17 protein-coding genes are annotated in these 19,357 nt (G+C 69.3%); 7 read left to right on the forward strand and 10 right to left on the reverse strand.

The genetic code is table 11. The features are described from left to right. Positions 1–59: 59 nt before the first annotated feature. Complete coding sequence (locus ACIHFB_RS16065; RefSeq protein WP_365286758.1) at positions 60–2,330, reverse strand: M4 family metallopeptidase; 2,271 nt, start codon at positions 2,328–2,330, stop codon at positions 60–62. A 507-nt stretch (positions 2,331–2,837) separates the two neighbouring features. On the opposite strand from ACIHFB_RS16065, the gene ACIHFB_RS16070 reads away from it, so the two are divergent. The 3 genes from ACIHFB_RS16070 to ACIHFB_RS16080 are packed head-to-tail and all read left to right on the forward strand — an operon-like array spanning position 2,838 to position 5,016. Further along, positions 2,838–3,902: an aromatic ring-hydroxylating dioxygenase subunit alpha gene (locus tag ACIHFB_RS16070; protein WP_365286756.1), complete on the forward strand. Its 1,065-nt coding sequence runs from the start codon at positions 2,838–2,840 to the stop codon at positions 3,900–3,902. Continuing rightward, positions 3,899–4,081: a hypothetical protein gene (locus ACIHFB_RS16075; protein ID WP_365286754.1), complete on the forward strand. Its 183-nt coding sequence runs from the start codon at positions 3,899–3,901 to the stop codon at positions 4,079–4,081. The genes ACIHFB_RS16070 and ACIHFB_RS16075 overlap by 4 nt, the downstream gene beginning before the upstream one ends. Then, entirely contained in the window at positions 4,078–5,016 is a 939-nt protein-coding gene (locus ACIHFB_RS16080) for a PDR/VanB family oxidoreductase (protein ID WP_365286752.1), read from the forward strand. The genes ACIHFB_RS16075 and ACIHFB_RS16080 overlap by 4 nt, the downstream gene beginning before the upstream one ends. Here the strand turns inward: ACIHFB_RS16080 and ACIHFB_RS16085 are convergent. Next, positions 4,967–5,782 carry an IclR family transcriptional regulator C-terminal domain-containing protein gene (locus ACIHFB_RS16085; RefSeq protein WP_365286750.1) on the reverse strand — a complete coding sequence of 272 codons (816 nt, stop codon included), beginning with the start codon at positions 5,780–5,782 and terminating at the stop codon, positions 4,967–4,969. The two genes, ACIHFB_RS16080 and ACIHFB_RS16085, sit on opposite strands and share 50 nt — an antisense overlap. A 157-nt stretch (positions 5,783–5,939) precedes the next feature. Between ACIHFB_RS16085 and ACIHFB_RS16090 the strand changes: the two genes are divergently transcribed. The 4 genes from ACIHFB_RS16090 to ACIHFB_RS16105 are packed head-to-tail and all read left to right on the forward strand — an operon-like array spanning position 5,940 to position 9,296. After that, positions 5,940–6,908 (forward strand): ABC transporter substrate-binding protein, encoded by a 969-nt coding sequence (locus ACIHFB_RS16090; RefSeq protein WP_400127081.1) that lies wholly within the window; start codon positions 5,940–5,942, stop codon positions 6,906–6,908. Next, positions 6,905–7,678, forward strand: a complete 774-nt coding sequence (locus tag ACIHFB_RS16095) for an ABC transporter permease (RefSeq protein WP_365286746.1) — start codon at positions 6,905–6,907, stop codon at positions 7,676–7,678. The genes ACIHFB_RS16090 and ACIHFB_RS16095 overlap by 4 nt, the downstream gene beginning before the upstream one ends. After that, positions 7,675–8,454, forward strand: coding sequence for an ABC transporter permease (locus tag ACIHFB_RS16100; protein WP_400127082.1), 780 nt, complete (start codon positions 7,675–7,677; stop codon positions 8,452–8,454). Before ACIHFB_RS16095 ends, ACIHFB_RS16100 begins: the two co-directional genes overlap by 4 nt. Positions 8,455–8,474: 20 nt before the next feature. Continuing rightward, a complete protein-coding gene (locus ACIHFB_RS16105) occupies positions 8,475–9,296 on the forward strand; it encodes an ABC transporter ATP-binding protein (RefSeq protein WP_365286742.1) in 822 nt (273 codons plus the stop codon). Here ACIHFB_RS16105 and ACIHFB_RS16110 read toward each other — a convergent pair. The 8 genes from ACIHFB_RS16110 to ACIHFB_RS16145 form a co-directional block, all read right to left on the reverse strand. Continuing rightward, positions 9,265–11,400 carry a discoidin domain-containing protein gene (locus tag ACIHFB_RS16110; protein WP_365286740.1) on the reverse strand — a complete coding sequence of 712 codons (2,136 nt, stop codon included), beginning with the start codon at positions 11,398–11,400 and terminating at the stop codon, positions 9,265–9,267. The two genes, ACIHFB_RS16105 and ACIHFB_RS16110, sit on opposite strands and share 32 nt — an antisense overlap. A 66-nt stretch (positions 11,401–11,466) precedes the next feature. Then, a complete protein-coding gene (locus ACIHFB_RS16115; protein ID WP_365286738.1) occupies positions 11,467–13,068 on the reverse strand; it encodes a glycoside hydrolase family 13 protein in 1,602 nt (533 codons plus the stop codon). A 29-nt stretch (positions 13,069–13,097) separates the two neighbouring features. Beyond that, positions 13,098–13,958: a carbohydrate ABC transporter permease gene (locus ACIHFB_RS16120; RefSeq protein WP_365286736.1), complete on the reverse strand. Its 861-nt coding sequence runs from the start codon at positions 13,956–13,958 to the stop codon at positions 13,098–13,100. Beyond that, the gene (locus ACIHFB_RS16125; RefSeq protein ID WP_365286734.1) at positions 13,955–14,911 is read right to left on the reverse strand and encodes a sugar ABC transporter permease; all 957 of its coding nucleotides are present in this window, start codon (positions 14,909–14,911) and stop codon (positions 13,955–13,957) included. The genes ACIHFB_RS16120 and ACIHFB_RS16125 overlap by 4 nt, the downstream gene beginning before the upstream one ends. Before the next feature lie 3 nt (positions 14,912–14,914). After that, entirely contained in the window at positions 14,915–16,267 is a 1,353-nt protein-coding gene (locus ACIHFB_RS16130) for an extracellular solute-binding protein (protein WP_365286732.1), read from the reverse strand. Positions 16,268–16,419: 152 nt separating this feature from the next. Further along, positions 16,420–17,418, reverse strand: coding sequence for a LacI family DNA-binding transcriptional regulator (locus ACIHFB_RS16135; RefSeq protein ID WP_365286730.1), 999 nt, complete (start codon positions 17,416–17,418; stop codon positions 16,420–16,422). Positions 17,419–17,473: 55 nt separating this feature from the next. Beyond that, positions 17,474–18,169, reverse strand: coding sequence for a GntR family transcriptional regulator (locus ACIHFB_RS16140; protein WP_365286728.1), 696 nt, complete (start codon positions 18,167–18,169; stop codon positions 17,474–17,476). 165 nt (positions 18,170–18,334) lie between these two features. Then, positions 18,335–19,336: a proline racemase family protein gene (locus ACIHFB_RS16145; RefSeq protein WP_365286726.1), complete on the reverse strand. Its 1,002-nt coding sequence runs from the start codon at positions 19,334–19,336 to the stop codon at positions 18,335–18,337. Positions 19,337–19,357: the final 21 nt, after the last annotated feature.

Raw genomic sequence — 19,357 nt, forward strand, 5'->3', positions numbered from 1 at the left:
TGCGCTCCGCGAAGGAGCGCACCACCCATCGCCGAGGAGCGATGCGGGACCCTGGGCGGTCAGGGAGTGAGCCGCCACTGCTCGATGTAGCCGACGTCGATCCCGGCACGGTCCTGGACGCGCAGTGTCCAGGTGCCGTTCAGGGGCTGCGCGGAGGCGTCGACGGTGAACGTCTGGTCGACGTTGTCGGCGGAGCCGCCGTTGCGGTTCAGGAGCGAGTAGACCGTTCCGGTGGGGCCGACGAGGTCGACGGTCAGGTCACCCCGGTAGGTGTGGACGATCTTCACGTAGACCTGCGTGGTGGCGGAGGCGTTTCCGGTGCGGTCGGCGACGGTGACCGGGGACTCCACCGCGGCGCCGTTGTCGGGGATGTCGACGCGGGTGCCATTGGCGTAGACGTAGGCCACCTCCCAGGAGAAGGACACGCTCGTGCTCGCGCCCGTGTCGTCGGTGACCGTGATGCCGACGTCGCTGGTTCCGAGCGCGGTCGGGGTGCCCGATATCAGGCCCGTGTCGCTGATCGTGAGCCCGTCCGGCAGACCGGTCGCCGTGTACGTCAGGCTCGCACCGGAATTGGTGGTGAACGCGTCCGTCTGGAGGGACACCGCCTGCCCGATGCCGCTGATCTGATCCGCGATCGGTGCCACGTTGACGCCCAGCGCGATCCGCTGGCCCACGTTGATCGCCGCCCACGCGTCGGCCACGGCGAGGTAGGAGGGACTGTAGGCGCCGAAGAGGTCGGTCGCGGCCTGAAGTGTCGCCGTGCGGGCGCCCGCGTAGTTCGTGCTCGACGTCATGTACGTCGTCAGTGCCCGGTACCAGACGCGCTGGGCGTTGTCGATGCCGATGCCGGTGACCGGTCGGCCGTCGGAGGTGGGGCTGTCGTAGGCGACGCCGTTGACGGTCTTCGCGCCGCTGCCCTCGGAGAGCAGGTAGAAGAAGTGGTTGGCCGGGCCCGAGGAGTAGTGGACGTCGAGGCCGCCCAGTGACGCGCTCCAGTAGTCGCGGGACGCGCCGTCGCGGGAGGGCTGGTCCATGTAGCGCAGCGGGGTGCCGTCGCCGTTGATGTCGATCTTCTCGCCGACCATGTAGTCCGGGACGTCGGCGGGCAGGTTCTCGTGGAACTCCACCGCGGCGGCGAAGATGTCGGAGGTCGCCTCGTTCAGGCCGCCCGACTCGCCGGAGTAGGTGAGGCCCGCGGTCGCCGCCGTGACGCCGTGGCTCATCTCGTGGGCGGCCACGTCCAGCGAGGTGAGCGGGTGGGTGTTGCCCGAACCGTCGCCGTACGTCATGCAGAAGCAGCTGTCCTGCCAGAACGCGTTGACGTAGTTGTTGCCGTAGTGGGCACGGCTGTAGGCGGCGACGCCGTCGTTGCGGATGCCGTTGCGGCCGAAGACGTTCTTGTAGAAGTCCCAGGTGGCCGCGGCTCCGAAGGCCACGTCCACGCCCGCGGTCTGCCGGTCGGCCGGGGTGCCGTCGCCCCAGACATCGTTGTCGTCGGTGAAGAGGGTGCCGGTGCCGGAGGTGCCCTGGTTCAGGTCGTAGGTGCGGTGTCCGGCACGGTCGCCGTCGAGGAGTTGGTAGGTGGAGCCGGAGAGCGTGGTGCCCAGCGGCACGGTCCCGTTGAACTGGCCGGTCCCGGTGCCGGTTTCGACACCCTGGTACTGGAACACCCGCTTGCCCGAGGCCGCGTCGGTGATGACGTGGAGCTCGTTCGGTGTGCCGTCCTCCTGGAATCCGCCGACGACCGACTCCCAGGCCAGAGCGGGTCGGCCCGAGGCGGCCCAGACGACGAGACGGGGGGCGTCGTCGAGCGCGGGGCGCTCGGCACCCGCCTTCACGGCGGTCGCGAGCGCCTGGGATTTCGCCGTCGCCGAGGACACCTTCGCCTTGGTCGTGGAGGGCGCGAGGTCCGCCTTCGTGGCCTTCGACACCGTGAGGCGGCCGTCCTTGGCGTGGACGACGAGGTCGCCGCCGAGGACGGGCAGGCCGGCGTAGGTGCGTTCGTAGCGAGTGTGCGTCGTGCCGTCGGCGTCCTGGGTGACGTCCTTCACGTGGAGCTTCTCGCCGGCGCCCAGACCGAGGGTGTTCGCGGTGCCGGGGGCGGCGGTCGTGGCGCTCTTGAGCAGTGCCGTGCGCTTCGCCGGTGAGAGGGCGACGGGCGCCGCGTCGGCTCTCGGGGTGGCCAGGATCTTCGCGGGGACCTGGTCGGCGGGTGCGGCCACGGCGGTGTCGTTGTGGACTCCGACCGCGAGCAGGGAGCTCACGGCCGTCAAGGCCAGGGCGACGCCGTATCTGATGCGGCGGTGGTGACGGTCCTGCCGGAACATGCGTTCTCCTTATGTGGGGTGGTCGGGCTCGGTGGAGCCCGGGAGAGCGGGTCGGCTCGGTGAAGCCGTCCGGCGGCGCGCGGGTGCACGGCACGGTTCGAAGGGGTGAGACCGTCGCTGCCGTGCCGGGTCATGAGGGGATCGGATACGGGGGTTGCGTGAGACGCCTGTGAGCAGGCAGTGAACTTTCGGAGAGCAGATTGACACCCGACGGCCGAAGGTGTCATGAGCGCCTCAGGACAACGGCTTGAACTGACGGTTGCGAGCAGGGGTTTCGCGTATCTGAGCAGCGCTTTTCGGCCGTCGCCCGCAGTCAGCGAGCCGCCACCGGAGGACCTGGTGCCGTGCGGCCGCCCGGGCGGCCGCGGTGAACCCGTCCTCTGCGCACAACTGCCTGCTCTGACCAGGTATTTCACTGATCTCCTTCCGTGAGACGGAAGAGGTGTTGCGGTGCGGTGGCGCCTTTCCGGACGATGCCACCACCGCAGAGAGACGGGAGCCGCAAAGATGCCGCACACCACCGCCTTCGCCAGGAACCAGTGGTACGTAGCCGCCTACAGCCACGAGGTCGGGCGTGACCTGCTCGGCCGGACCGTCCTCGACGAGCCGCTCGTCCTCTATCGCACCGAGGGCGAGGAGACGCCGGTGGTGCTGCACGACCGGTGTGTGCACCGCCGTTACCCGCTGTCGGAGAGCGGCCTCGACGGCAACCGGATCGTGTGCGGGTACCACGGCTTCACGTACGACACGACCGGCACGTGCGTGTACGTGCCGGGGCAGAAACGCGTCCCCCGCACGGCCCGCGTCGCCTCGTACCCGGTGGTCGAGCAGGACTCCCTGATCTGGGTGTGGATCGGCGACCCGGCGCTCGCGGACCCGGGGACCGTGCCGCGCGCCCGCCACCTCGACTCCCCCGGCTGGACCACTGTCCGGGGCATGGAGCCGATCGACGCCGACTACGGACTGCTCGTCGACAACCTCCTCGACCTCTCCCACGAGACGTATCTGCACGGCGGCTACATCGGCACCCCCGAGGTCGCCGAGACGCCGATCACGACGGAGGTCGACGAGGGCGCGGGGATCGTGCGGGTGAGCCGGCACATGGACGACGCCGAGTGTCCGCCCTTCTACGCCCGCTCGACCGGCATCGAGGGCCGGATCACCCGCTGGCAGGACATCGAGTACCACGCCCCCTGTCTCTATCTGCTGCACAGCCGGATCGCCCCGGTCGGCGTGGCGCCGGAGGCCGACGGCAGCGACCCTAACGGTTTCCACACCGAGATCACGTACGCCATCACACCGTCCTCGGACGGCAAGGTGTACGACTTCTGGATGGTCTCCCGGGACTGGGCGACGGACGACGACGAGGTCACCGAGTTCCTGCGGGCCAACAACCACACCGTCGTCATGCAGGACGTCGACGCGCTCAACCTGCTCCAGCGGACGCTCGGGACCGAGCGGACCGGGTACCAGGAGCTCAGCATCAACATCGACACCGGAGGCCTCGCCGCCCGCCGTATCCTCGCCCGGCTGGTGGAAGAGGGCGACAAGCCGATGGAGAAGGTCCTGTGAGCAGGCTCTCCCCCGAAACGCCGCGCGAGATCTACCGCATCGACTGGCTGCCCGGCACCGACATCCTGCACGGCACGTGCCACTGCGGCGCCGAGCACACCGCCCAGGACCCGATCGAGATGTGGGAGTGGATGCTGGGCCACCCCGAAGGACACCGGCCGCGAGGAAGCGACTCATGACCGTGTACGAAGCCGAACTCGTCGTCGACCGCACGGAGTCCGCGGCCGACGGCGTGCTCGCCCTCACGCTGCGCCACCCCTTTGGCGAGGAGCTCCCGGCCTGGGCGCCGGGCGCGCACATCGACGTCGCGCTCGGTCCGGAGCTGGAGCGGCAGTACTCGCTGTGCGGAGATCCGGCGGATCGCTCGGCATGGCGGATCGCTGTGCTGCGGGAGCCGGACGGGCGGGGCGGATCGGCGTATGTGCACGGGCAGTTGGGGCCGGGTGACAAGGTGCGGGTGCGCGGGCCGCGCAATCACTTCGCCCTCGCCCCCGCACCTCGCTACCGTTTCATCGCGGGCGGTATCGGGATCACACCCGTCCTGCCGATGCTGGCGGCTGCCCAGGCGGCGGGCGCCGAGTGGACGCTGCTGTACGGCGGGCGGAGCCGGCGGTCCATGGCGTTCGTCGAGGAGTTGCGGCGGTACGGCGACCGCGTCATCGTCGCACCCCAGGACGAGGCCGGTCTGCTGGATCTCGCCCCGGTCTGCGACGACCTGCCCGAGGGCACCCTCGTCTACTGCTGCGGTCCCGGGCCGCTGCTGGACGCGGTGGAGGAACGCTGCCCGGCCGGAGTGCTGCACGTCGAGCGGTTCAGCCCGAAAGAGCGGCAACGGACCGGAGAGGACGGGGAGTTCGAGGTCGTCCTGCGGCAGAGCGGGCGCACCCTCACCGTCCCGCCGGACGCCTCCGTGCTCGACACCGTGCGCGCTGCCGGCGTCGAGGTGCTCTACTCCTGCGGCGAGGGCACCTGCGGCACCTGCGAGACCGACGTGATCGAGGGCACCCCGGACCACCGGGACTCGGTGCTCACGGACGAGGAGCGCGAGGCCGGGGAGACCATGCTCATCTGTGTGTCCCGGTGCCGGGGGAAGCGGCTCGTGCTGGACCTGTGATCCGCACGTCCGCCTCGATCCGGGCGACCGCCGCGAGCAGATGGGGCAGCAGATCGCGGCGTACGGACTCGACGGAGTTGCGACCGGCGTGCACGGCGATGTTCACGCCGGCCACCACCTCGCCGTCCCGGTCCCGCACCGGGGCGGCGACGGATCTCAGCCCCTCCTCCAACTCCTGGTCGACCAGGGCGTGTCCCTGTCGCCGCACCCGGCGCAGTTCCGCGCGCAGGGCGTCCGCCGTGACGAGGGTGCGGGCGGTGAGGGGGCGCAGGTCGGCGCGGGCGATGCGCACCTCGATCTCCTCGTCCGGCAGATGGGCGAGGATGACCCGGCCCACCGACGTGACATGCGCGGGGAAGCGGGTGCCCACCGTGATGGACGCGGTCATGATGCGGCTGGTCGGCACGCGGGCGACGTAGACGATGTCGTCGCCGTCGAGGACGCACAGCGAGGACGACTCCCGTACCTGCGCGACGAGTTGCTCCAGATGGGGTTCGGCGATCTGCGGCAGCGTGAAGCTGGAGAGGTAGGAGTAGCCGAGCTCCAGGACACGCGGGGTGAGGCGGAAGAGGCGTCCTTCCCGGTGGACGTATCCGAGGTCGACGAGGGTCAGCAGCAGTCGGCGGGCGGCGGCGCGGGTCAGGTCGCAGGTGTGGGCGACCTCGCTGAGCGTACGGGCCGGGTGCTCGGCGTCGAAGGAGCGGATGACCGCCAGGCCGCGCTCGAACGACCTCACGAAGTGTGGTGCGCGGTCTCCCGGGAGCATCGCAACCTCCAATAGTGTCAACAATGTTGTCGGCGAACCCATTGACCTGGCTCCGTTGCGGCTTCTACCTTCCCGCAGGGCAAGCCCGCGCACTACTGTGCGCCTTGCGCACAACCTGTCGGAACACCGTTGCACCGTTGTCTGTACAGGAGGAGCCATGCGTCGTCTGTTCGCCGGTCTCACCGCCGGCGCCTTACTGCTCGTCGCGACGGCCTGCGGCTCGTCCGACGACGGTTCGTCGGACGCGGGCGCGTCGTCCGGCGGGATCACCACCGTCAAGCTCGGGCTCATCCCGATCGTCGATGTCGCGCCCCTGTATCTGGGCCAGAAGAAGGGCCTGTTCGAAAAGCACGGTCTGAAGCTGGAGTTCACGACCGCGCAGGGCGGTGCGGCGATCGTGCCCGGTGTGGTCAGCGGCCAGTTCCAGTTCGGGTTCAGCAATGTGACGTCCCTGATGGTCGCCCAGTCAGAGGGCGTTCCCATCAAGGCCGTCGCCAACGGCATCGCCTCGACGGGCGTGCGGGGCAAGGACTTCAACGGCCTCATGGTCAAGAAGGACAGCCCCATCACCTCGCCGAAGCAGCTGGAGGGCAGGAAGGTCGCCATCAACACCCTGAAGAACATCAACGAGACCGCCGTGCGCCAGGCGGTGCGCCAGGCGGGCGGCGACCCCGACAAGGTGCGGCTCGTCGAGCTCGCCTTCGACCAGATGCCCGCGGCCCTCGACAAGGGGCAGATCGACGCCGCCTGTGTGGTCGAACCGGCGACCGCCACCATCAGGAGCCAGGGCGGCCGGGAGATCGCCTCGCCCCTGATCGACATCGCGCCGAAGCTCACCGTCGCGATGTACTTCACCTCGACGCAGTACGCGCAGCAACACCCGGACGAGGTCAAGAAGTTCCAGGAGGCCACCGCCGAGTCCCTCGCCTACGCCGAGGCCCACCCGGACGAGGCCCGCCAGATCGTCACGACGTACACCAAGATCCCGGCCTCGGTGCTGGAGCAGGTGACCCTGCCGAAGTGGCCCGCCGAGGCGAACCGCTCCTCCATCGAGGCGCTCATGAAGCTCGGCGAGGAGGACGGCCTCTTCAAGAAGACGCCCGACCTGGACGCGCTGCTGCCGTGAGGGGTGCCGACGCCGCACTCGGTGCGGCCGGGCTCGCGGCCTTCCTCGCCCTGGGTGAGGCGGTGCCGCGGCTCGGCCTGGTCGAGGACGACTACTTCCCGCCCACCAGCCGTATCGCCGACGCCCTCGGCGGCGAACTCACCGACGGCGCCTTCTGGTCGGCGCTCGGCGACACCCTCACCGGGTGGGCGCTGGGCCTGATGATCGCGGCCTGCGCGGGGATCGCGGTCGGCGTGATCCTCTCCGTGGTCCCCTATCTGCGGGAGGCGACGGCCTCCACGATCGAGTTCCTGCGCCCCATCCCGTCGGTCGCCCTGATCCCCCTGGCGGTCCTCCTCTACGGCACCGAACTGCGCTCGGTGCTGCTCCTGGTCGTGTACGCCTCCTTCTGGCAGGTGCTGATCCAGACCCTGTACGGCGTCCAGGACGTGGACCCGGTCGCCGACGAGACGGCACGGTCGTACGGCCTCGGCACCTGGGCGCGGATCCGGCATGTGCTGTGGCCGACCGCCCTGCCGTACGTCATGACGGGGGTACGGCTTGCCGCCGCCGTCGCACTGATCCTCGCGGTGACCGCCGAACTCATCATCGGCGCACCGGGGTTGGGCGCGCGGATCGCCGTGGCGCAGACCTCGCAGGCGGTGCCCGACATGTATGCGCTGGTCGTGGTCACCGGGCTGCTGGGGCTGCTGATCAACGTGGGTGCGCGGTCGGTGGAGCGGCGGGCGCTGGCCTGGCATCAGTCGGTGCGCGGGGAGGTGGCGGTGTGAGCCGGCTGCTGCTGCGGGTGTTCTTCGTGTTCGCGCTGCCCGCGGTGCTGGTGGCGGGGTGGTGGGTGGCCTCCGACAGCAGCACGGACGTGTACTGGCCGCCGTTGCGGACCATCCTGGAGACCTTCCCGGACGTATGGACCGCCGACCGGCTGAAGGACGACGTCCTGCCCAGCGTGCTGCGGCTGACCGGCGGCTATGCGCTGGCGGCGGTCGTGGGCGTGGCGCTCGGCACGGTCATCGGCTCCTACCGGCGGGTGCGCGCGGTGTGCGAGCCGGTCCTGGAATTCCTGCGGGCGGTGCCACCGCCGGTTCTCGTGCCGGTCATCATGCTGTTCGCGGGCATCGGCGACACCATGAAGGTCACCGTGATCGCGAGCGGCTGTGTGTGGCCGATCCTGCTCAACACCGTCGAGGGCGTGCGCGCCGTCGATCCGGTGATGGCGGAGACGGCCCGCAGCTACGGCATCACTGGCACCGCGTGGCTGCGGAACGTGGTGCTGCGCTCGGCGAGTCCGCAGATCTTCGCCGGGCTGCGTCAGGCGCTGTCCATCGGCATCATCCTCATGGTCATCAGCGAGATGTTCGCGGCCAGCAACGGCCTCGGCTTCACCATCGTCCAGTTCCAGCGCGGCTTCGCGATCCCCGACATGTGGACCGGCATCCTGCTGCTCGGTCTGCTCGGCTTCCTGCTCTCCGTCGTCTTCCAGCTGGTCGAGCGCCGGGTGCTCGGCTGGTACCACGGTCTGCGCGCCTCGACCAGGCGGTCGCCGTGAACCTCGCGAAAGGGCGGTCCATGCACGCGCTTCTTGCCGTATCAGGCCTCAGAAAGGTCTACGAGGGGTCGGGGCGGCGGGTGGAGGCGGTCCGCGACCTCACCTTCACCGTCGACGCGGGCGAACTCGTCTGTCTCGTCGGCCCGTCGGGCTGCGGCAAGACGACCCTGCTGAAGTGCATGGGCGGACTGCTCGCGCCGACGTCCGGTGAAGTGCTGCTGGAACAGCGGAAGGTGACCGGGCCGCCGCCCGGGATGGCGTTCGTGTTCCAGGAGTACGGGCGAAGTCTGTTTCCGTGGATGCGGGTCGGGGAGAACGTCGAACTCCCCCTGAAACAGAAGGACTTGAGCAAGGCACGACGCCGTGAACTGGTCGCGGACGCGTTGCGGTCGGTCGGGCTCGCGGACGCGGCGGGCGCCTATCCCTGGCAGCTGTCGGGCGGTATGCAGCAGCGGGTCGCCATCGCCCGCGCGCTCGCCTACGAGCCGCGGGTGCTGCTGATGGACGAGCCGTTCGCGGCGGTGGACGCCCAGACCCGCGCCGATCTGGAGGATCTCGTACGAGGGTTGTGGCGGGAGCGCGGGATCACGATCCTGTTCGTCACCCATGACATCGACGAGGCCGTCTACCTGGGCGAGCGGGTCATCGTCCTGTCGGCCTCCCCCACCGTCGTCCAGGAGCAGCTGAAGGTCGATCTGCCCGACGAGCGGGACCAGTTGCACACCCGGGTGGCCCCGCGCTTCGCCGAGCTGCGGACCCATGTGTACGAGCAGATCCAGGCGGCGAAACGCGGGGTCCCGAGGGACGCGGTCACGAAGTCAGATACGCCTCCACCTCACTGAACTGGGCGGCGGGCCAGCCGGTGTTGGCGCTGACCGTCAGCCGCAGATGGCGCAGGCCGGTGCCGCCGGGCAGCGCCACGGTGACCGTGTTGCCGGTGGCCGGGTCGAAGCGGTAGCCGGTGGAGCCGACGAGTGTCGAGTAGGTCGAGCCGTCGGTGCTGCCGAGGACGGTGACGGTCTCGGTGCGCGCACCCCACGCCGAGGACGGCGGCAGCTTCAGCACCAGACGGCGCACGGACTCGGTGGAGCCGAGGTCGACGTTGAGGCTCTGCGGGAAGGCGTTGTTGGCGGACTCCCAGTAGCTGTTGGCGTCGCCGTCGACTGCTTTGCCGGGCGTGTAGACGCCCTGTGAGCCGGTCGCCGTCGCCGTGCGGCCCTTGGCGAGGTTGCGGTTCGGATCGGGGTCCGGGTTGCCCTGGCCGGGCTGGGGCCAGGTCGAGCAGTCCGACCAGGTACTGCTCCAGCCGGAGTTGCCGCCGCCGTCGGTGAGCGTGAACGTGCCTGACGGATAGGGGCAGTTGTAGATGCCCGCAGCGCCCACTCCGGTGGCGGTCACATTGCGCAGGGTCGCGGCGCCGGGGGCTTCGGCCTGGACGACGACCGTGCCGACCTTGTTCACGGTCGCGCCGTCCACGGTGATGTTCTTGGCGTCGTAGCCCCGCCCGCCGCCGGAGACGAACTCGAAGGCGCTGTACGGGCTGTCCGTGATCGTCGTGTTGGTGATCCGGACCTGTGCCTCGATGGCGCTGTCGTAGGAGTCGACGCGCAGCGCACCCATCGGGTGGTTCCAGTTGGGGTTCATCGCGCCGGTGCGCACGAGCGTGTTGCCGTCGACGGTGATCGTGCCGGCCAGCGGGTGGAACGGGTCGAGGAACTTCTGGTTGGAGATCGCGATGCCGCTGCCGAGGGCGTTGGTGTCCGAGATCAGGTTGTTCTTCACGCTGATGTCGGTGCCGCCGTAGATCGCGATGCCGTTGGCGAGGTTCGGCTGGGTGATGGTGTTGTTCTCGAAGCTGCTGTTGGTGTCGGGCGCGTACAGCGACCACATGGCGAGCGAGTCGTCGCCCTGGTTGCGCAGGAAGTTGCCCCGGACCTGGACCCCGCGCGCGTTGCCGTTGAGGTTGAGGCCGTCGGCGGTCATGTCGAGGAAGCGGCTGTTCTCGACGACCAGGTTGTCGTTGTTGCCCGTCAGCCAGAGGCCGACCTTGAGGTGCTGGAGCCACATGCCGGAGACGGAACTCGAGGGGCCGAGGGACCCGTTGACGAAGTTGTCCGGGTTGGAGTCGACGCGCTCGGTGACCTCGCCGATGACCGCGAAGTCCTTGATGCGGACGTTGCCGGAGGAATTGGTCTGGTCGACGAAGCGGGAGGAGCGCACGACGGAGTGCCAGCTGCCCGCACCCTGAAGGGTGACGTTCTGAACACCGCTGAGGGAGGACGTCAGCTTGTACTCGCCCGGCGGGATCCACACGACGCCGCCCTGCGCCGAGGCGATCGCGTCCCGGAAGGCCTGGGTGGAGTCGCCCTGACCGCTGGGGTCGGCGCCCTTCGACGTCACCGACACCGACCCGGCGGGCTGGGTCGAGGCCGCGGCGACCTGCTCGAAGTCGGCGACGTCGACGGTCGCCTGGACGCCCGTCGCCTCCAACGCGACCTTGTCTCCGGGCTGGACGTTCTGCCCGAGCAACAGCCGGGCGTTGTCGTAGAAGTGGTGGGTCTTGGCGCCCGGGATCCAACTGGTGTCCACGTACGAGTACTTGGAGGTGACGGCAATGGTCTTCGCCAGTTTGGTGCCGTTGACGTACACGCTCAGCGAGCCGGTCGAGCCGTCGGGGACGCTGTAGGCGACGTTCACGGCGTTGGCCGCACGCGGCACGGTGAACTCGACGCGCTGCCCGGCGGCGAGGCGTACCGCCTGGCGTCCGGAAGCCTCGGAGGCGAGCGTGCCCTGGGTGTAGTCCGGGCCGATCTTCGTACCGGTGGTAGTGGCGGACTCCGCCTCGACGGAGGTGAAGGGGAGGGTCGCGCCGGCCGCCGCGTGGGCCGTGGGGGCCGTGGCGGTGAGCAGGCCCGAGGCGAGGGCAGCGACCATAATGGCTGGCATGGACCTGACAGTCATGGATCTGTTGGTGCGCATGTGCTGATCCCTTCGGGGTGGGGGGGCGCGGTCTCAGGCGCGCAGCCAGACCGCGGTGTCCTGCGGCAGCCTCCCTTCGGTGTCCAACGGACCACTGCTGAGCAGGAGTTCGGTGTGCCCGGGCAGGTAGAACGGCGAGTCGGCCAGGTTCACCACACACAGCACGCCCTCGGCCCGGGTGAAGGCGAGAACCCCCTCGGAGGCGGGCAGCCAGGTGAGGGGGCCGTCGCCGAAGACGGGCCTGATGCGGATCGCCCGGCGATAGAGGTGGAGCATCGAGTCGGGGTCCGCGGCTTGGCGGTCCGCCGCGTACGACGGCCAGCCGGCGGGCTGCGGCAGCCACGGCTCGCCGCCGAATCCGGCGTACGGCGCATCCACGGCCCACGGCAACGGCACCCGGCAGCCGTCACGACCGGGGTCGGTGCCGCCGGAGCGGAAGTGCATCGGGTCCTCGATGCGATCCAGGGGGACGTCGACCTCGGGCAGGCCGAGTTCCTCGCCCTGGTAGACGTAGACGGCGCCGGGCAGGGCGAGCGAGAGCAGGGCGGCGGCCCGGGCCCGGCGGGTGCCCAGGGCCGGGTCGGTCGGGGTGCCGAAGGCCTTGGCGGCGAAGTCGAAACCGGTGTCGTCGCGGCCGTAGCGCGTGACGGTGCGGGTGACGTCGTGGTTGCAGAGCACCCAGGTGGCGGGGGCTCCGATCGGAGCGTGCTCGGCGAGCGTGTCGTCGATCGACGTACGCAGCCTGCGTGCGTCCCAAGGGCAGGACAGGAAAGAGAAGTTGAAGGCGGTGTGCAGCTCGTCCGGGCGCAGGTAGCGGGCGAAGCGTTCGCTGTCGGGGAGCCAGACCTCGCCGACGAAGATGCCGCCGTATTCGTCGGCCACGGCCCGCCAGGAGCGGTAGATGTCGTGGAGTTCGTCGCGGTCGACGAAGGGGTTCGGGTCCCGGCCCGCGACGAAGTCGGGCAGCTGAGGGTCCTTGGCGAGCAGGGCGGCCGAGTCGATGCGGACGCCCGCGACACCGCGCTCGAACCAGAAGCGCAGGACGTCCTCGTGCTCCCGGCGGACAGCGGGGTGGGCCCAGTTGAGGTCGGGCTGCTCGGGGGTGAACAGATGGAGGTACCAGTCACCGTCGGGCAGCCGGGTCCAGACGGGCTCGGCGGAGCCGACGAACTGCGACGGCCAGTCGTTGGGCGGGAGTTCACCGTGCGGGCCGCGCCCCGGACGGAAGTGGAACAGCTCGCGCTCCGGACTGCCGGGGCCGGCCGCCAGTGCCGCCCGGAACCACGGGTGCTGGTCCGAGACATGGTTCGGCACGATGTCGACGATGGTGCGGATGCCCAGCTCCCGCGCCTCGGCGACCAGCTTCTCCGCCTCGGCGAGCGTGCCGAACGCCGGGTCGATCGCGCGGTAGTCGGCGACGTCGTAGCCGCCGTCCTTCATCGGTGACAGATACCAGGGGTTGAACCAGAGGGCGTCCACGCCGAGTTCGGCGAGGTACGGCAGCCGGGTACGGACGCCGGCGAGATCGCCGGTGCCGTCGCCGTCGCCGTCCGCGAAGCTGCGGACGTACACCTGGTAGATGACGGCGGAGCGCCACCAGTCGTGGTCGCTGCGGGCAGGGGTGGGCTGTCCCACTGTGCATGCCTTTCGATAGGAGGGCGGCGTCAGCCCTTCGTGCTGCCCGCGCTGATCCCGGCGATGATGTGCCGCTGGAAGATCAGGAACATCGCGACCATGGGGATGCTGGCGATCACCATCGCGGCGATGAGCACGGTCAGCTGGATGTTCTGCGACAGCTGGACGAGTGCCACGCTGATCGGCTGCTTGTCCGTGTCGGAGAAGACCATCAGGGGCCACAGGAAGTCCTGCCAGACCGCGACCAGCGCGAAGATCGACACGACTCCGAGCACCGGCCGGGACATGGGCAGCACGATCGACCAGAGGGTGCGCAGCTTTCCGGCGCCGTCGATCTCGGCGGCCTCCAGCACGTCGCGCGGGATCTGGTCGAAGAACCGCTTGAGGAGATAGAGGTTGAAGGCGTTGGCGGCCGCCGGGAGCCAGATGGCCAGGGGGTCGTTGAGCAGGCCCAGGTCGGCCACGGTCAGGTACTTCGGCACGACCAGCGCCTGTGCAGGGACCATGAGCGTGGCGAGGATGCCGCCGAGGATGACCTTGCCGAAGACCGGCCTCAGCCTGGACAGCGCGTAGGCGGCGGCCGTGCACAGGACCAACTGGAACAGCCAGGCGCCGGCCGCCTGGACCACCGTGTTCCACAGGTGCGTCGGCAGCTGCATCAGATCCCAGGCGTCGGTGTAGCCGCTGAGGTGCCACTCCTTCGGGACGACGGTGGGCGGGGTCCGGGTCACCTCGTCCGGCGACTTCATCGCGCCGGTCACCATCCAGTAGACCGGGAAGAGGAAGGCCAGCGCGAAGAGCAGCACGATCGCGGTGAAGACGCTCCAGTACGTCGCCCTGCCGCGCGGTCGGGCCAGGGCGGCCGGGGAGACGAGGGTCCGGGTGCTCATGCGGTGTCCTCCCCTTCGCTGCGGGTGAGCCGCAGATAGACGGCGGAGAAGATGCCGAGGAACACCAGCAGCAGCACGCTGAGCGCACAGGCGCCGCCGAAGTCGTTGTAGAGGAAGGCGTACTTGTAGATCAGGTAGAGCACGGTGACCGTGGCGTTCTCCGGGCCGCCCCCCGTGATGACGAACGGTTCGGTGAACACCTGCATCGTGGCGATGATCTGAAGGAGCATCAGCATGAGGATGACGAACCTGGTCTGCGGGATCGTCACATGGCGGATGCGCTGGAACAGGTTCGCGCCGTCCAGTTCGGCCGCCTCGTACAGCTCGCCGGGGATGGACTGGAGGGCGGCCAGGTAGATCAGGACGGTGCCGCCCATGTTGGCCCAAGTGGCCACGATCACCAGGGAGATCAGTGCGGTGTCGGCGCCGTTGGACCAGTTCGAGGTGGGCAGGTGCAGAAAGCGCAGCGCCTCGTTGGCGAGGCCGGCGCCGGGATCGTAGAACCACTTCCACAGCAGGGCGGTGACCACCGGCGGGATCATCACCGGCAGATAGACCACGACTCTGAAGAACGCCTTCGCGTGCCGGAGTTCGTTGAGGACGAGCGCCAGCACGAAGGGGATCGCGAAGCCGATGAGCAGGGCGAGCACGGTGAAGGTGAGGGTGTTGCGCCAGGCCGCCGTGAACTCGGGGTCGTCGAAGACGCGGGTGAAGTTGTCGGTGCCGACCCACTCGGGATCCGAGCCCGGCGTGTACTTCTGGAAGGCGATCACGACCGCGCGGATCGCCGGATACCAGGAGAACAGGGCGAAGCAGACGAGGCCGCCGAGGAGGAAGGCGTAGGCGCGGGCCTGGTCGGTGAGGCGGCGTCGCCTCCGGTCCCCTGCCGGAGGCGACGCCTGCACCGAGCGCACCGTGATCGCCTCGACGGGCCGCGCGGTGGTCTTCGTCATCGGTCAGCCCCGGGCCAGGATGCTGTCGATCTTGTTGGAGGCATCGCTGAGGAGCTGGTCGATGTCGGCGTCCTTCTTGGTGAGGACGGCGGAGACGGCACCGTCGAGGACGGAGTAGATCTGCTGGGCGTTCGGCGGCTCGATCTTCATGTCGAGGGTCTGGTTGCCGTCGAGGAAGGCCTGGTAGTTCTCGACGGGCACGTTGGCGTTGGCCTTCTTGACCTGCTGGTCCTTGGCGTCGGCGGCGCCGGAGAACAGCCGCGGCTCGGGCAGGCCGACCGGAGCGTCGGCCTTCTTCGCGCGGACGTAGTCGCCGAGGAAGCCGTCTCCGGGGGTGAGGAACATGCTGTCGAGCCACTTCAGACCCGCCCTGATCTGCTCGGGGCTCGCCTTCTTGTTGAACATGTAGCCGTCGCCGCCGATGAGCGTGCCCTGGCCGCCGGGCATCGGCGCGAGGGCGAGGTCCTTGTAGTTGCCGCCCTTCTCCTTGACCAGGATCGGGATGTTGTCCGGGGCGGAGAGGTACATGCCGAGCTTGCCCGAACCCATCATCTGCTGGACGTCGTTGAGGACCAGCAGCTGCTTGCTGCCCATCGAGTCGTCGGTCCAGCGCATGTCGTGCAGGTTCTGGAGGACGGCCTGGCCCTGGGGTGTGTTGATCGTCGCCTTCTTGCCGTCGGCGCTGACGACGTCGCCGCCCTGGGAGTACAGCTCTGCGGTGAAGTGCCAGCCGCCCTGGTTCTGGGCGCTGTAGTCGGCGTAGCCGACGGTGCCGTTGCCGAGACCGGCGATCTTCTTGGCGGCGGCGCGGAGTTCGTCCCAGGTGGCGGGCGGCTGGTTCGGGTCGAGCCCCGCCTCCTCGAAGAGCTTCTTGTTGTAGATCAGGCCCATCGAGTAGCCGGTGCGCGGGATGCCGTAGATCTTGCCGTCGACGGTGTAGATGTCACGCAGCTGCTGCTGGATGGTCTCGTAGCTCTTCAACTCCTTGACGTACGGCGTGAGATCGGCCGCCTGGTTGATGTCGACGACGTGCTTGGCATCGGTGAAGTACGTGTAGAAGACGTCCTCCATCTGCCCGCCGGCGAGCTTGGCGTCGAACGTCTTGGGGTCCTGGCAGGGGAACGCGTCGTGTGCGGTGACGTCGATGTCCGGGTTGGCCTTCTCGAAGGCGGCGATGTCCTGCTCGAAGAACTGCCGGTCGACCTTGGCGCTCTTGGGCGGCATGCAGTTGACCGTGATGCTTGTCTTGCCGCCCCCTGAATCGTCGGCGGAGTCGTCGTTCGACCCACAGGCGGTGAGGGCGAGGGAACATACGCTGAGCGCGACGAACGTACGGCGGAACCCGGTGCTTCTCATCGGTGGACCCCTCTGGGCAGGAGCAAGGAAGGCCCACGGCAGCGGCTCACGAGCGCACGCCACCGTGCCTGGCGCCGCACACTCAAGCACCGGCGACATCGGTCCGCAAGATGCCGCGCAGAATCTGTAATTATTCGACAGCAGATTGAAGATCAGCTGCGGGGAGCCTGAGCCGTCGACCCCCGTACCACCAACTCGGGCTCGAACAGCAGCTCTTCCGGCGGTACGGCCGCCCCGCCGACCTGCGCGTTCAGCAGCTCCACCGCCGCTCTGCCCATCGCCTCGATGGGCTGGCGGACGGTGGTCAGCGGCGGCTCGGTGCAGTTCATGAACGCGGAGTCGTCGTAACCGACGACGGAGATCTGCGAAGGGACGCCGAGTCCCTTGCGGCGGGCGGCCCTCACGGCACCCAGCGCGAGCGGATCGCTGGCGCAGATGATGCCGGTGACGCCCCGGTCGATCAGTCGAGAGGCGGCCGCGTGGCCGCCCTCGATCGAGAAGATGGCGCGGGCGACGAACTCGTCCGGCACCTCACCGGCGACCGCCCGCGCCGCGGCCAGCTTGCGGGCCGACGGCATGTGGTCGGCGGGGCCGAGCACCAGCCCGATGCGTTCGTGGCCGAGCGAGGCGAGATGCCGCCAGGCCTGTTCCACGGCGACGGCGTCGTCACAGGAGACGCCCGGGAAACCGAGGTGCTCGATCGCCGCGTTGAGCAGGACGACCGGGATGTTGCGCTCGGCGAGCAGCCGGTAGTGCTCGTGCGGCGCGTCGGCCTGGGCGTACAGCCCGCCGGCGAAGACGACCCCGGAGACCTGCTGTTGCAGCAGCAGCGCCACATAGTCGGCCTCGGAGACACCGCCCTTGGTCTGCGTGCACAGCACCGGGGTCAGACCGAGCTGGGCGAGCGCTCCCCCGATCACCTCGGCGAACGCCGGGAAGATCGGGTTCTGTAGCTCGGGCAGCACCAGGCCCACGAGCCGCGCGCGTTCACCGCGCAGCTGGGTGGGCCGCTCGTAGCCGAGTACGTCCAGGGCGGAGAGCACCGCCTGCCGGGTGCCCTCGGAGACTCCGGGCTTGCCGTTGAGCACCCGGCTGACCGTGGCCTCGCTGACCCCGACCTTCTTCGCCACCTCGGCAAGTCGTCGCGTCATGCGCGCAAGAATAGCGCAAGAAATGCAAACGGCTTGCGTCGAAAGGTTTCGACGGTTACTCGTGGGCCGCCCAGAGGCCGCGGACATGACCCAGGTGGCGGGTCATGACTTCGCGCACGGCGGCCTCGTCCCGGGCCAGCAGCGCGTCGAGGAGTTCCAGGTGCTCCTGCGCGGACGACAGCAGACGCCCCGCTTCGAACAGGGCGGTGAGCCCGTAGAGGCGGGAGCGCTTGCGCAGGTCGCCGACGACATCGACGAGATGGGCGTTGCCCGCGAGGGCCAGCAGACCCAGGTGGAAGCGGGTGTCCGCCTCGACATAGGCGATGAGGTCCCCGGCCGCCGCGGCACTGACGATCTCCCGGGCGGCCGGGCGAAGTGCCTCCAGCGAGACCGGGTCGGCGGTCCTCGCCAGATCCACGACGGTGGGGATCTCGATGAGCGCACGGATGTGGGTGTATTCGTCGAGCTGTTTCTCGGAGACCGCGGTCACCCGGAATCCCTTGTTGGGGACGGTGTCGACCAGGCCCTCCTTCGCGAGATCCAGCATCGCCTCCCGCACAGGCGTCGCCGAAACACCGAAGCGGGCGGCGAGCATGGGCGCGGAGTACACCTCGCCGGGGCGCAGTTCACCGGCGATCAGCGCGGCCCGCAACGCGTCGGCGACCCGCTCGCGGTAGCTGCTCTTCTTGCCGCCCAGGGTGGGCAGGGCGGGACCGGCGGCGGTCGGGGCGCCGGTGCGCTGGGCGGCCATGGGTGTCTCCTAGTTGTGCGGTGGTGCGGGAGTTCAGGTGGTGCGGGTGTTCGGATGTGGCGGGTGTTCGGATGTGGCGGCTGTGCAATGTCATGCGTGCCCGCGCGCTGTGCTATGTCACGTGCCACCCACCATCCGCCACGCGTCATTCTCCTCGACGACCGCTCACAGGACGAATCCGGCCGGGAACGGGTCGGTGGGGTCGAGCAGATACTGCGCGGTACCGGTGATCCAGGCGCGGCCGGTGAAGCTGGGCAGGACGGCGGGGCGACCCGCGACCTCGGTGGTGCCGAGCAGCCGTCCGGTGAACCGGGTTCCGATGAAGGACTCGTTCACGAACTCCGTGTCCAGGGGGAGTTCGCCGCGCGCATGCAGCTGAGCCATGCGCGCGCTGGTGCCCGTACCGCAGGGTGAGCGGTCGAACCAGCCGGGGTGGATGGCCATCGCGTGCCGGGAGTGGCGGGCGGAGGAGCCGGGGGCGTACAGGTGGACGTGGTGGCAGCCTCGGATGGACGGATCCTCGGGGTGGACCGGCTCCTCCTCGGCGTTGATCGCCTCCATCAGCGACAGGGCGGCCTTGAGGATGTCGTCCTTGCGGGAGCGGTCGAAGGGCAGTCCGAACTGGTCCAGCGGCAGGATGGCGTAGAAGTTGCCGCCATATGCAAGGTCATATGTCACCGTGCGCCCGTCGGCGAGTGCGACCTTGCGGTCCAGGCCGACGACGAAGGACGGCACGTTCCTGAGCGTGACCGCCTTGGCGGCGCCGTCCTCCACGGCCACCTCGGCGACGACCGGGCCCGCCGGGGTGTCGAGCCGGATCGTGGTGACGGGTTCGACGACCTCGACCATGCCGGTCTCGACGAGCACGGTCGCCACACCGATCGTGCCGTGCCCGCACATCGGGAGGTATCCGGAGACCTCGATGTAGACAACACCCCAGTCGCAGTCGGGGCGGGTGGGCGGCTGGAGGATCGCGCCGCTCATCGCGGAGTGGCCGCGGGGCTCGTTCATCAGCAACTGCTTGATGTCGTCCCGGTGTTCACGGAAGTACAGCCGCCGCTCGTTCATCGTGTCACCGGGGATCGTGCCGATCCCGCCGGTGATCACACGGGTGGGCATGCCCTCGGTGTGCGAGTCGACGGCGTGCAGGACGAGTCTGCTGCGCATGACCGGCCTCCTCCTTGAGTG

This window comes from Streptomyces sp. NPDC051963 (genome assembly GCF_044593495.1).
Classification (GTDB): domain Bacteria; phylum Actinomycetota; class Actinomycetes; order Streptomycetales; family Streptomycetaceae; genus Streptomyces.

Coding starts and splice junctions, on each gene's coding strand:
- ACIHFB_RS16130 (WP_365286732.1), bottom strand. CDS start 16,267: ATGAGAAGCACCGGGTTCCGCCGTACGTTCGTCGCGCTCAGCGTATGT.
- ACIHFB_RS16070 (WP_365286756.1), top strand. CDS start 2,838: ATGCCGCACACCACCGCCTTCGCCAGGAACCAGTGGTACGTAGCCGCC.
- ACIHFB_RS16135 (WP_365286730.1), bottom strand. CDS start 17,418: ATGACGCGACGACTTGCCGAGGTGGCGAAGAAGGTCGGGGTCAGCGAG.
- ACIHFB_RS16080 (WP_365286752.1), top strand. CDS start 4,078: ATGACCGTGTACGAAGCCGAACTCGTCGTCGACCGCACGGAGTCCGCG.
- ACIHFB_RS16140 (WP_365286728.1), bottom strand. CDS start 18,169: ATGGCCGCCCAGCGCACCGGCGCCCCGACCGCCGCCGGTCCCGCCCTG.
- ACIHFB_RS16145 (WP_365286726.1), bottom strand. CDS start 19,336: ATGCGCAGCAGACTCGTCCTGCACGCCGTCGACTCGCACACCGAGGGC.
- ACIHFB_RS16120 (WP_365286736.1), bottom strand. CDS start 13,958: ATGAGCACCCGGACCCTCGTCTCCCCGGCCGCCCTGGCCCGACCGCGC.
- ACIHFB_RS16110 (WP_365286740.1), bottom strand. CDS start 11,400: ATGCCAGCCATTATGGTCGCTGCCCTCGCCTCGGGCCTGCTCACCGCC.
- ACIHFB_RS16105 (WP_365286742.1), top strand. CDS start 8,475: ATGCACGCGCTTCTTGCCGTATCAGGCCTCAGAAAGGTCTACGAGGGG.
- ACIHFB_RS16085 (WP_365286750.1), bottom strand. CDS start 5,782: ATGCTCCCGGGAGACCGCGCACCACACTTCGTGAGGTCGTTCGAGCGC.
- ACIHFB_RS16065 (WP_365286758.1), bottom strand. CDS start 2,330: ATGTTCCGGCAGGACCGTCACCACCGCCGCATCAGATACGGCGTCGCC.
- ACIHFB_RS16125 (WP_365286734.1), bottom strand. CDS start 14,911: ATGACGAAGACCACCGCGCGGCCCGTCGAGGCGATCACGGTGCGCTCG.
- ACIHFB_RS16090 (WP_400127081.1), top strand. CDS start 5,940: ATGCGTCGTCTGTTCGCCGGTCTCACCGCCGGCGCCTTACTGCTCGTC.